7 protein-coding genes are annotated in these 12,851 nt (G+C 43.1%); 6 read left to right on the top strand and 1 reads right to left on the bottom strand.

All coding sequences use genetic code 11. The features are described 5' to 3' along the window. Positions 1 to 121 precede the first annotated feature (121 nt). The 3 genes from HWQ42_RS15330 to HWQ42_RS15320 all read left to right on the top strand — a co-directional run bounded on the left by HWQ42_RS15330 (position 122) and on the right by HWQ42_RS15320 (position 8,574). Positions 122 to 505 (top strand): VOC family protein, encoded by a 384-nt coding sequence (locus HWQ42_RS15330; RefSeq protein WP_292813454.1) that lies wholly within the window; start codon positions 122 to 124, stop codon positions 503 to 505. Positions 506 to 536: 31 nt separating this feature from the next. Beyond that, positions 537 to 1,418 (top strand): ribosome biogenesis GTPase YlqF, encoded by an 882-nt coding sequence (gene ylqF / locus HWQ42_RS15325; RefSeq protein WP_292813452.1) that lies wholly within the window; start codon positions 537 to 539, stop codon positions 1,416 to 1,418. 817 nt (positions 1,419 to 2,235) lie between these two features. Beyond that, on the top strand, positions 2,236 to 8,574 hold the full coding sequence (locus HWQ42_RS15320) for an AAA family ATPase (protein WP_292813449.1): 6,339 nt from the start codon (positions 2,236 to 2,238) through the stop codon (positions 8,572 to 8,574). A gap of 56 nt (positions 8,575 to 8,630) precedes the next feature. Here HWQ42_RS15320 and ctpA read toward each other — a convergent pair whose 3' ends face one another. Next, positions 8,631 to 9,875, bottom strand: coding sequence for a carboxyl-terminal processing protease CtpA (gene ctpA, locus HWQ42_RS15315; protein WP_292813447.1), 1,245 nt, complete (start codon positions 9,873 to 9,875; stop codon positions 8,631 to 8,633). Between the two features lie 407 nt (positions 9,876 to 10,282). Here ctpA and petB point away from each other — a divergent pair, with 407 nt between their 5' ends. The 3 genes from petB to HWQ42_RS15300 all read left to right on the top strand — a co-directional run bounded on the left by petB (position 10,283) and on the right by HWQ42_RS15300 (position 12,778). After that, complete coding sequence (petB, locus tag HWQ42_RS15310; protein WP_099102529.1) at positions 10,283 to 10,930, top strand: cytochrome b6; 648 nt, start codon at positions 10,283 to 10,285, stop codon at positions 10,928 to 10,930. Positions 10,931 to 11,188: 258 nt separating this feature from the next. Next, positions 11,189 to 11,671 (top strand): cytochrome b6-f complex subunit IV, encoded by a 483-nt coding sequence (gene petD / locus HWQ42_RS15305; protein WP_094352635.1) that lies wholly within the window; start codon positions 11,189 to 11,191, stop codon positions 11,669 to 11,671. A 663-nt stretch (positions 11,672 to 12,334) separates the two neighbouring features. Beyond that, positions 12,335 to 12,778 (top strand): anti-sigma regulatory factor, encoded by a 444-nt coding sequence (locus HWQ42_RS15300; RefSeq protein WP_292739730.1) that lies wholly within the window; start codon positions 12,335 to 12,337, stop codon positions 12,776 to 12,778. Positions 12,779 to 12,851: the final 73 nt, after the last annotated feature.

Here is a 12,851-nt window from a genome sequence, read left to right as displayed (position 1 = left end):
AGACCAAACCAGATTCGACACCGCCGCAAATGCTGAGTGTAAGAACTTTAGAAAAGTGAGAATCTTTTTTGATTGGCGATCGCACTTCTTTAGCAAAAAAATCAACTAACTTAAAACCAATATGGTTTTTCAGTACACTAACGCATTTGTCACCATAGCATCGGTTAATTTTGAGAAGTTAGTTAATTTCTATACCAAATTGCTGGAGCAAAAGCCAGTTATTTTGATTCCAAATGTCTATGCTGAGTTTAATTTAGTTAGTATGCGATTAGGTATTTTTAAACCAAAGAAGACAAACGAATCGGAATTTGAATCGAACGCCAAAAGTAAGATAAGTTTGTGTTTAGAGGTGAGTAACTTAGAAGATGCGATCGCTCACCTAACTGCTTTGGGCTATCCTCCACCAGAAGACATTTCCATTGCTTCCCACGGTAGAGAAATATATGCTTATGACCCTGATGGCAATCGTCTGATTTTACATCAAGCCATAGTGAATGATAATTGATAAGTGATAATAATTTATTTGGTAATTAATTATGGCTATAACTCAAAACTATAGATTAAACCTGATTCAATGGTATCCAGGTCACATTGCGAAAGCTGAAAGGAAGCTCAAAGAACAGCTGAAGCGCGTAGATGTGGTGTTTGAGGTACGAGATGCTCGGATTCCCTTAGCGACTCACCATCCCCAAATAGGTGAGTGGGTAGAAGGTAAGGCACGGGTGTTGATACTTAACCGAGTAGATATGATTACACCACAAATGCGATCGCTGTGGATCGATTGGTTTAAACGTCAAGGAGAAGTCCCGTATTTTACCAATGCTCAACATGGTAAAGGTATAGCAGAAGTAGCGCGGGCAGCGCAAGCCGCTGGGATAGAACTCAATCAAAGAAGAAGCGATCGCGGGATGTTACCCCGTCCAGTGCGGGCTGTGGTGATTGGTTTTCCCAATGTCGGTAAATCAGCTTTAATTAACCGCCTGTTGGGAAAGCGAGTCGTGGAAAGTGCAGCTCGTCCTGGGGTAACTCGCCAACTACGCTGGGTGCGAATTTCCGAACATTTAGAATTGCTAGATGCTCCTGGTGTCATCCCTCTAAGATTAGAAGACCAAGACGCAGCCTTAAAATTAGCTATTTGTGATGATATCGGTGAAGCATCTTACGATAACCAACTAGTAGCAGCAGCCTTAGTGGATTTACTCAACTATTTAGAAGCTGTAGCCGGAGATTTATTACCAAAAAAACCGTTACAGTCCCGCTACCAACTAGATTCAACATCAGACACCGGAGATACCTATTTGCACGCTTTAGCAGAGCATCGTTACAAAGGTGATGTAGAGCGAGCAGCAAGGCAACTTTTAACAGATTTTCGCAAGGGATTGTTGGGTGAAATGAGTTTGGAATTACCGCCCAATTAAATCTAAATTCAAAGAGTAAAAATTCTGCAAATTGTCTACATATATAGGAAACCTATTTGATGTTTGACAGGACTTACGCAACTGTCACAAGCAATGGCGCGGCTATACCGCAATACGCTTGGCTTTGTGAAAAATTGTAGGTTGGGTGAAGCAAAGCGCAACCCAACAAAGCGATGAAAATGTTGGGTTTCGTTCCTCAAACACCACTTGCTTCTCCCAAGGGGAGACGCTGCGCGTAGCTTGCTTCCCCGAAGGGGTACAAATCGGGAAACCCGCCTAACACAGTGGCTCCTCAACCTACACAACTTAAGGTTTTTGGTGCTAACCCAAGCGTATTGGGTTATACCGCGCTACGCGCCAAACAACTAGGCAATAAACATGGTAACGTCTTGACGTTTTAATTGCCGAGCTAAAGAATTTGACAACAAACTATCCTTGATTGGATAAATTTTTTGACCAGTTTTATCAGCTAAATCTTTGAGCTTAAATCAGACTAAAATAGCGCAGCCAATATGATTTCTTGGAGTAGCACATAGTTACTGAAAAAATGCGATAGCGCTAGATTCCAGAGACACTTGTAACGACCTAGTACTACAAAAAAATACTAACTGTACGAAATGATAGTTTACTTCCAACACCGACTAACAGTTTATGAAAAATGGGTATTCGCCAATAAAAGTACTTGCGGTTTTAGCATTACGACATGATTTTTTGGGATGAATCGGTACTGGTAAAACTATGTCCGCAAACGTTTGTTAACTAAGAGATGGTAATGGGAATTATAACACTAATATAAAGTAAATTTTCGTGAAAATTTATGAGCGCAAAAGTTGATGGAACTTTAAAGATTGCTGGCTACCAAATCATCGAGAAACTTTATTCAGGTTCTCGTACTCAAGTGTATCGGGCAATTCGAGAATGCGATCCTCTACCAGTTGTCATCAAGCTCTTAAAACGAGAATTCCCAACTTTTACTGAATTAGTACAGTTTCGCAACCAATATGCGATCGCTAAAAACCTAAATATTCACGGCATTATCAAACCCTACAGCCTGGAAGCCCATCATAATGGCTATGCCCTAGTCATGGAAGACTTTGGTGGTGTTTCCCTGCGGCAATTTACTCAAGGAAAAACACTGACATTAGAGCAATTTCTACCCATTGCTCTGCAACTGCTTGACACTTTACACCAATTACATCAACAGCGCGTCATTCATAAAGACATCAAGCCAGCCAACATCTTGATTCATCCTGACACGAAACAAATCAAGCTGATTGACTTTAGTATTGCCTCCTTATTACCACGAGAAACCCAGGAAATCCAAAGCCTCAATGGATTGGAGGGAACGCTAGCCTATCTGTCGCCAGAGCAAACCGGACGGATGAATAGAGGCATTGATTACCGCAGTGACTTCTATTCTTTAGGCGTGACTTTCTTTGAACTACTGAGTGGAAAATTGCCCTTTGAGTCCCATGAACCAATGGAGTTGGTGCATTACCACATTGCGAAACTTCCACCCTGCCTTTGCGATTTCAACCCCAAATTGCCCTTGATGCTGGGCGAAATTGTCCGCAAACTGATGGCAAAGAACGCCGAAGACCGCTATCAAAGTGCGCTAGGACTTAAACATGACCTTGTTACCTGCTTAGAACAGTGGCAAGAAACAGGCAAACATACCTGGTTTGATTTAGGACAGCGCGATATCAGCGATCGCTTTCTCATACCCGAAAAGCTCTACGGGCGGGAATCGGAAGTTAAGACCTTACTAGAAGCATTTGGTCAAGTTGCCAATGGTAGCTCTCAATTGATGCTAGTGGCAGGTTTCTCTGGTATTGGTAAAACCGCAGTCGTCAATGAAGTGCATAAGCCGATTGTGCGGTGGAATGGCTACTTCATCAAGGGTAAATACGACCAGTTCAACCGTAACATTCCTCTGTCTGCTTTTGTACAAGCCCTTCGTGACCTAATCGGACAGTTGCTTAGTGAAAATGATCCTCGGCTAAAGCAATGGCAGAAAAAGATTTTAGCGGCAGTGGGAGAGAACGGACAACTCCTGATCGAGGTAATTCCGGAACTGGAGCAGATGATTGGCAAACAGCGTGCGCTCGCTGAACTATCGGGCGGTGCGGCACAAAACCGTTTTCATCTGCTGTTCCAAAAGTTCATTCAGGTGTTCGCTCAAAGAGAGCATCCGTTGGTGATGTTTCTCGATGACTTGCAGTGGGCAGATTTGGCATCGCTTAATTTGCTGAAGCTGTTGATGACTCAAAATGATTGCAGCCATCTATTCATTATTGGTGCATACCGCGATAACGAGGTGTTTGCGGCTCATCCACTCATGTTGACGCTAGATGAAATTGAAAAGGCATCTTCTGGCGTCAACACCTTGACCCTAGCTGCCTTGAGTCAAGCAGATGTGAACCATTTGATCGCCGACTCCCTCAGTTACACAACGGCACAGGCATTACTGTTAACAGAGTTAGTTTATCAAAAAGCTAAAGGCAATCCCTTTTTCACAACTCAGTTTTTGAAAGCGCTACATGAGGATGGGTTGATTACTTTTGATTGGGAGGTTGGTTTTTGGCAGTGTGATGTAGCGCAAGTGCGTAGACACGTAGCGGCTTGTCGTCAGACATCGCTTGCTCTGACTGATGATGTTGTGCAATTTATGGCACAACAAATTCAAAAATTGCCCGACATCACTCAAAATGTTCTAAAACTGGCAGCCTGTATCGGCAATCAATTCGATTTGGCGACGTTAGCGATCGTTTATGAAAAGTCGCAGGCAGAAACCGCTTCAGACTTGTGGAAAGCATTGCAAGAAGGATTTATCATTCCTACCAATGAAATTTACAAGTTTTATCAGGATGCCTCATTTGTCCTTTGTCATTTGCAAATGACAAATGACAAAGGACAAATGACAGTTTACAAATTCTTGCACGATCGCGTCCAGCAAGCTGCTTATTTCCTGATTCCAGAGGAACAAAAACAGATTGCTCACCTAAAAATTGGGCAACTATTAATGATTCATACGCCTGTTGCTAAACAAGACGAAAAATTATTTGAAATCGTTAACCAACTTAATATCGGTAAATCTCTAATTGTCGATCTATCTCAGCAAATAGAACTCGCCCAACTCAATCTGAAAGCTGGACAAAAAGCCAGAGCCGCAACTGCCTATACAGCCGCATTTGAGTATTGCACTACAGGCATCGCCTTGTTAGCTAAGGATATGTGGCAAACGCAGTATGAGTTAACCTTAGCCCTTTACGAAGCGGCCACTGAAGCCGCTTACCTGAGCGGCAACTTTGAACAGATGACACAATTGGCGGCAGTCATTACAGAACACTCTAGAAACTTGTTGGATACGGTCAAGGTCTATGAAGTTCAAATTCAAGCTGCTCAAGCCCAACATCAATTTATAGAGGCAGTGCAGATTGCCCTAAAGATTGTAGAGCATCTAGGAACGAGTTTTTCGGGGCAACCCAGTCAATTAGATATTGCACAGGCATTCAAGGCGACTAAATCGATCCTGGCTGGAAGGCAACCGTTAGACTTAATGACTCTGCCCCAGATGTCAGACCCTAATAAGTTAGCTGTTGTACGGATTCTTGCCGCTGTCTCTTCTGCTGCCTTTGTTGTAACTCCAGCACTGTTACCGTTTATTGTCCTCGAACAGGTTAATTTATCGGTTCAATATGGCAATAGCTCATTTTCGGCAATTGGCTATGCCTACTATGGACTAATACTTTGTGGAATGGTAGGAGAGATTGACTTTGGCTATGAGTGTGCAAAACTAGCACTTTTGTTGCTCGAACATTTCAATGCCAAAGAACTGAAATCTAGAGTTTATGTCGGAATTCATTGTAGTGTGTGGCATTGGAAAGAGCCGCTCAAGAACACCTTACCGTTTCTCCGGGAAGGCTACGAAGTTGGATTGGAAACGGGAGATTTAGAATCAGCTGCTATTTGCGGATTCATTTACATCTCATACTGTTGGTTTATGGGCAAAGAACTAAGCGATCTCAGCCGACAGAGCGCTGCCTTCCGAGATCAACTCGCGCACCTCAACCAAGAAGGTCTTACTAGTCATTTGACTGTTTTTCAGCAAGCAATTTTGAATATGATCGGCGATTCTGCTGAACCTTGGCAGCTGAGTGGAGATGCCTTTAATCGAGAGGAAATTGTGCCAGCCCTCCAGCGATCGGGCGATCAGACTGCGCTGTACTATTTCTATGCCAGCCAACTTGGTCTGTGTTACATGTTTGGCAAGTTGGAGTTGGCGGTAGAAGCTGCGATCGCCGCCGCAAACTATATCGGTGGTGCTACAGGCTTATTCATAGTTCCGCTTTGCTACACCTATGATTCTCTAGCCCATCTGGCAATCTATTCTCAGGTTTGTGAAGCACAACAGCAACACATTCTGCAACGGGTGGCTAAAAATCAGGAAAAAATGAAAAAGTGGGCTAACCATGCTCCAGAAAATCACCTGCACAAATTTTATTTAGTTGAAGCTGATCGATACCGAGTGTTAGGGCAGAAATCAGAGGCAATAGATTTGTACGATCGCGCCATAACTCTAGCGAAAGAACACGGTTACATCCAAGAAGAAGCCCTTGCCAATGAACTGGCAGCTAAATTCTACCTCAATTGGCGCAAAGAGCGGATTGCTCAGTCATATATGACCCAAGCCTACTATGGCTATACTCGTTGGGGGGCTAAAGCCAAAGTCGCCGACTTGGAACGACGCTATCCCCAACTCCTCGCCCCCATCTTAGAGCAAACCCGTTCTCCCCTCTCAACTAACGAAACTATCTTCACCTTGGGGAGTATCACCTCCACCAGTTCCGCCACTTCCAGTAGCAGCGTCTCTGTTGCTTTAGATTTAGCTACCATTCTCAAAGCTTCTCAAACCCTTTCTGGGGAAATCGAACTCGAAAAACTGCTTTCAGCTTTGCTGCATATCGTCATTGAAAATGCTGGAGCCGATAAGTGTGTATTCATGCTTTTGCAGTCAGATCGGTTGCTAGTTCAGGCGTTAGCACAGGTTTCCCTGAGCGGTGTACAGAACCAAGCTGCCAAGGTCGATTTTTACTCGATGTTGCTCAAACCAGAGCCTGTTGAAGACTCTGTTGATGTGCCAGTTGGCTTAATTAATAATGTTAAACGCAACTTAAAACCAGTAGTAATTACTGATGCCACAGTGCATCCAAAACTACTCAATGACCCGTATATTCAGCAACAGCAACCCAAGAGTATCTTGTGCAGCCCAGTTTTGCATCAGGGTAAATTGCTGGGCGTATTGTACCTGGAAAATAATTTGGCAACCGGAGCCTTTACAAGCGATCGCGTCGAACTGCTGAACTTACTTTGCGCCCAAGCCGCAATTTCTCTAGAAAATGCCCGAATTTACCAAAATTCTCAGAACTACGCTCAACAGCTAACACAATCTTTAGCCAAATTGCAGGCTAGTGAAATCCGCTTCCAAAATTTGGCAAATAATATTCCTGGGATGGTATACCAATTCCGTCTGGCGGCGGACGGTTCAACTTCGATACCCTACGTTAGCTCTGGCTGTTTTGATTTGTATGGGTTACAGCCAGAGCAGGTAATGAGAGGTACGCATAGCTTTTACGCTATGCATCATCCTGACGATCAAGCAGCTATTGCTGAAGCGATCGCCTATTCAGCCCAAAATCTCACACCCTTTGAGCAAGAATGGCGCATCATCCTGCCTTCAGGAACCATGAAATGGATTCAATCTGCGGCTCGACCAGAGCGACAAGCCGATGGCGCAACCCTATGGGATGGGGTGGTGATTGATATTACTAATGCCAAACAGGCCGAAGCATCTTTAGCCAAAGAACGAGAGTTCTTGAATGCCATTATTCACAATATTACAGATGGGATTGTTGTTTGCGACGCTAGTGGCAAATTGACTCTATTTAACAAAGCAACTCATGAATTTCATGGCTTACCAGTAGAATCATTAGCACCAGAACAATGGACAGAACACTTCGATCTCTATCAACCTGATGGTCAAACACCCCTATCAAAAACAGAAATTCCTCTGTTTCGCGCTCTACAAGGGGAAATCGTTGAAAATACCGAAATGGTAATTGCGCCAAAGCATGGTTCTAAAAGAATTTTATTAGCAAGTGGACAAGCGATCGCTGATTCTTCAGGTAACAAACTCGGTGCAGTAGTTGTGATGCGAGATATTAGCGATGTCTACAACGAGCTTCGCTTACGCAAACTTACTGAACTTGCCTTGCAGCAAAAATCACAAGATTTAGAACAAGCGTTAACCGATCTACAAAACGCCCAATTGCAAATGGTGCAAAGTGAAAAAATGTCAGCACTAGGCAACTTAGTTGCTGGTGTGGCTCATGAAATGAATAATCCCCTTGGTTTTATTGCTGCCAGTCTCAAACAAGCTAAACCTACTTTTGCTGATATTATCGAACACTTAAAACTCTATCAAGAAACCTTACCTAATGCGAGTGATAAAATTCTTAACCATGCCGAAGAAATTGACTTGGATTATAGCTTAGAAGACTTGCCTAAGATGATTGATGCCATGTCGATGGCGTGCGATCGCCTGAAAAATATCAGCACCAGTTTACGAACTTTCTCACGTGCTGATAAAGATTATAAAGTACCATTTAATATTCATCAAGGCATCGACAGCACGATTTTAATTTTGAAACATCGTCTCAAAGCGAACGAGCAACGTCCAGCAATTGAAGTAATAACTGAATATAATACTTTACCTCAAGTTGAGTGTTTCCCTGGACAATTAAATCAAGTATTTATGAATATCTTAGCAAATGCTATTGATGCCTTAGAGGAATCAAATATAGGTCACAGTTTTGACGAAATTAAAGCAAGTCCAAACTGTATTAAAATTACAACTACAGTCAAAAATAATCTAGTTAGAATTACAATCGCTGATAATGCAAAAGGTATAGATGAAGAGGTAAAACAAAAAATATTTGACCATTTATTTACGACAAAAGCTGTCGGTAAAGGCACAGGATTAGGATTGGCGATCGCTCGTCAAATTATTGTAGAAAAACATGGCGGAGCGATCGCGGTGAATTCCCAACTTGGCGAAGGAACTGAATTTGTGATTCAGCTACCATTATCGTCATAACTAAATCATCAGATGGAGTCTGAACCCCCACCTGATTTGTCTCCTTGTCCCGTTGTTCAAGCTTTCCCCGCCACCACAGAATTTTTCACCAAAAGTTCAACTGCTGCTTGATATTGCAGATCCGCTTCCGTGCCAATCTGTTCGCGGTTAATGGCTGGTTGGGAAATAACCTTATCTGGTTTAATACCTAGTTTGTTAATATCTCGGTGTTCAGGAGTTTCATACTTAGCAATTGTCACTGCCAAACCCGAACCATCTGATAATTCAAACAAGGATTGAATTAAACCCTTGCCAAAGGTGGTTTCGCCTATCAACTGGGCGCGATCGTTATCTTGGAGTGCGCCGGCAAGAATCTCACTGGCACTAGCAGTTCCTTGATTCACCAAAATCACCAGAGGATCTTTCGTCAGGGCGGGTCCAAAGGCTTCAAAACTACCCTGAATACCTTGTCGGTTAACAGTGTAAACAATCGTGCCAGAGTCTAACCACAGACGGGCAATTTCAATTCCTGATTGCAATAACCCCCCAGGATTATTTCGCAAATCTAGAATGTAGGCAGCAGCGCCTTTTTTTTCTAGACTAGAAATAGCGTGTGCCAATTCCGTTGAAGCGTTGGCATTAAATTGTGTAAGACGTAGGTAGCCAATGGGTGTACCCTCAGCAGAAACACGCAAATCTGAAACTACAGGGTTAAGAGCAATGCGATCGCGCGTCAGTCTAATTTCCGTTTCTGCCTCTCCGTCCCGTTCGATCAAGAGAGTCACAAGGCTGCCACTAGGCCCGCGCATTCTGGTAGCAGCTTCATCAAGAGTGAGATTTTCTGTGGAAACGCCTTCAATTTTGAGAATGCGATCGCGTGGTCTAATCCCCGCTTTATCTGCCGGTGAACCGGCGATGGGAGCCACCACTTCCAATTTCCCATTCTCAGAATTCAAGGCAATTTGCAATCCTACCCCAGTCAGTTCCCCAGAAGTATTGACCTGCAAGCTGCGGTACTGTTCTGGATCTAAAAAACGAGTAAAAGGATCGTCGAGGCTCTTGAGCATCTTTCCAATTGCTTCATAGCTGGCATTTGAGTCTGCCAGTGGCTTCTCCAGAACCTTTTGCCGCACAGCCGCCCAGTTTTGATGATTAAAGGTCTCATCTAGATAAGTACGATTAACAATTCGCCAAACTTCCGAAACCAGCTTTTGTTCCCCCGTTAAAGCCAGCGCTGGTTGAGTGAGCGTACCCAACGCCAAGCAAAACGCCATTAACAATGAAAATCCAACCCGAAAGACTTGTTTGTTCATGAACCCCATTATCAATTCCACCTCAACCCAAATTTCCTAGATAATGCCCACTTCCTCTGTTGTTGATGAAATCTATCTCTCGATTATGTTACTTTTTTTATAGAAGTGGTGCATTTTTCTCATCAAGTTGTTCAGTCAATTGATGCATCGTATCCACTCACCAAAGGATAAAATCTACTTTGTGTCCACTATTTTGTGTGTAGGGGCGGAAAGAGATCGCAATATATTCCATCTTTACAGAGTGTAAAGTTTCTGAAGTCTCTTAGGACGCCAAAAGCTGAAAAGCAAACAAAAAAACTCCCCTTTACTAAAATCCCAAAATTACTACTTGGGAGAGAAGTCTGAGCGAAGGCTTCTGCCGATTCAGAACTTCGGGATTTATCAACCGCAACCGACTTTTAGGAACTTGAGATTGTATGGCCAACGTTTACGACTGGTTTGAGGAACGCCTGGAGATTCAGGCACTCGCCGAAGACGTTACTAGCAAGTACGTCCCTCCCCACGTCAATATCTTTTACTGCCTGGGTGGAATTACCCTGGTTTGTTTTCTCATCCAGTTTGCCACTGGATTTGCCATGACGTTCTACTACAGGCCAACAGTAACTGAAGCTTTCTCCTCAGTAGAGTACATCATGAATGAAGTAAACTTCGGTTGGCTAATTCGCTCCATCCATCGCTGGTCTGCGAGCATGATGGTATTGATGATGATTTTGCACACCTTCCGGGTTTATCTGACTGGTGGTTTCAAAAAGCCCCGCGAACTGACCTGGATAAGTGGTGTCATCCTAGCTGTAATCACCGTTTCCTTCGGAGTTACCGGCTATTCTCTACCTTGGGATCAAGTTGGCTACTGGGCTGTGAAAATCGTTAGCGGCGTACCAGAAGCAATTCCCGTGGTTGGAGTTCTGATTTCCGACCTGCTGCGTGGCGGTTCTAGTGTTGGTCAAGCAACACTAACTCGTTACTACAGCGCACACACATTTGTACTGCCTTGGTTGATTGCAGTATTCATGCTGTTTCACTTCTTGATGATCCGCAAGCAAGGCATTTCCGGGCCTTTGTAATCTCAGCTATTGGCGAAAGGCAACATACATTTGTTAGTTTTCAGATCGAGTGGTTTGTTTTAAACTTATGAAACACAAGAAATTAATTGCACATAAGTTCCAAAAATAAATACTTGTATCTGAAGCCTCAAGCTATAGAAAACCTTCAGGCGGATGACTGTAGATATAAAAACGCTGTTTGCTGCCTGTTGGTTGCCTAGTAGCTGATAGCTTTCACAAATGCTTTAATTTAACTTAAGCAGGAGAGCACATTTCAAAATGTCAACACAAAAAAAACCTGACCTGAGCGATCCTCAGTTAAGAGCCAAACTCGCTAAAGGCATGGGTCACAACTACTATGGTGAACCCGCTTGGCCTAATGACTTACTTTACGTCTTTCCAATTGTGATCATGGGTTCCTTCGCTGCAATTGTGGCTCTAGCTGTGCTAGATCCTGCAATGACCGGTGAACCAGCAAATCCTTTCGCTACACCATTGGAAATTTTGCCAGAGTGGTACTTGTATCCAGTCTTCCAAATTTTGCGATCGCTTCCTAACAAACTTTTAGGAGTGTTAGCAATGGGTTCCGTACCAGTAGGGCTAATCCTCGTTCCCTTTATTGAGAACGTGAATAAGTTCCAAAACCCCTTCCGCCGTCCAGTCGCAACCACAGTATTCCTCGTTGGTACTCTTGTCACCTTGTGGCTGGGTATTGGTGCTGCTTTGCCATTGGATAAATCTTTGACCTTGGGACTATTCTAAATTAGTCACCACAAAGTGCTTTGACGCCTGTGAGTTTCAAGAGCAGATGCAGATGTGCTTTTGAAAACAATCAACAGGCGTCAATTTTAACAGGAAAGAATTCAGAAGTCAGAAGCCAGAATGGGCTAAACCTTAGCTATCCGCTAACAGAATTAAATTCTAAACGAAAAAGCGGATCGCGCCATTCAAAGCAAGTCCGTGTATTCTACAGGAAAGCAAGTTACGCATAGCGTCTCATAGATGGTGTCTGAATAAATGGGTTTAAGTTCCCTACTAAATATGCTTTTTTTAGTGATCAACAAAATAGTGTTGGATCTGTAGCAAGATCCCGCAGGGTATCCCTCACTGATTTCATTCTGAATTCTGAATTCTCTATTCTGAATTCTTATTCTTCTTCAATAGTTCAGATTGAATCTGGGATTTGAAGTTTTGGATTGAAAAGCTATTCCAAAATCTCAAATCATCAAAAGTCAACAAATACAAACATTTCTTACTTAACGTAAGTTGCTAGTTACAATCCTCAGAATGCCAAAATCGTTCATGTTTTGTATTTTGGTACACAGAATATGTCAATTTAGATTTTTTTATGTGAGAGAAATTTTGCGAACAGCGCAGAATTTAATAACTAGCAACTTGGGTTTACTTATATTCAACTCACAGTTAATGCTTAGTATAGTGCAGCAAGACCATCTGACTGTTAAGAGCGAACTCAGGCTCTTAAACCAGGTGCAAGAATGGTTTGAGCAATTTTGTCTGCAACACTTGTCTCAACTTGGCTGGTCAAAAACCCAACTCGATCGCCTCAATTTAGCATTAGCAGAAGGCTTTACCAACGCTGTTCGTCACGCTCATCATGCTTTACCTCCGGAAACAATCATTGAAATTAACGTTTATCTGTGGATTGACCGACTAGAAATTAGAATTTGGGATTACGGAAAACCTTTCAATCCTGATGCGATCGCAGAGCCAGCCCCAGGGACTCTGCAAGTAGGTGGGTATGGATGGTTCCTCCTCCGACGGTTGGCTGACCGGGTTGTATACGAACGTGGTGCGGATGGTAGAAATTGCCTGCTCATTGTCAAATATTCTGTAGAAGCACAAAAGTAACAATGAAATTTTTCTTATGAGCGGAGTGTAGGGAAGGAGTATCGACAAAAAACGAAGGCTTTTATTCTCTACA

The sequence above is a fragment of the Nostoc sp. JL23 genome, assembly GCF_017115065.1.
GTDB classification, from domain to species: domain Bacteria; phylum Cyanobacteriota; class Cyanobacteriia; order Cyanobacteriales; family Nostocaceae; genus Nostoc; species Nostoc punctiforme_A.
Note: the sequence above shows the minus strand (reverse complement) of the source record. Positions and strands in the feature narration are given on the sequence as shown.

What these genes read in the sequence shown, in the direction of transcription:
- HWQ42_RS15330 (WP_292813454.1), top strand. Translation starts at nt 122, where the DNA reads ATGGTTTTTCAGTACACTAACGCATTTGTCACCATAGCATCGGTTAAT.
- ylqF (WP_292813452.1), top strand. Translation starts at nt 537, where the DNA reads ATGGCTATAACTCAAAACTATAGATTAAACCTGATTCAATGGTATCCA.
- HWQ42_RS15320 (WP_292813449.1), top strand. Translation starts at nt 2,236, where the DNA reads ATGAGCGCAAAAGTTGATGGAACTTTAAAGATTGCTGGCTACCAAATC.
- ctpA (WP_292813447.1), bottom strand. Translation starts at nt 9,875, where the DNA reads ATGGGGTTCATGAACAAACAAGTCTTTCGGGTTGGATTTTCATTGTTA.
- petB (WP_099102529.1), top strand. Translation starts at nt 10,283, where the DNA reads ATGGCCAACGTTTACGACTGGTTTGAGGAACGCCTGGAGATTCAGGCA.
- petD (WP_094352635.1), top strand. Translation starts at nt 11,189, where the DNA reads ATGTCAACACAAAAAAAACCTGACCTGAGCGATCCTCAGTTAAGAGCC.
- HWQ42_RS15300 (WP_292739730.1), top strand. Translation starts at nt 12,335, where the DNA reads ATGCTTAGTATAGTGCAGCAAGACCATCTGACTGTTAAGAGCGAACTC.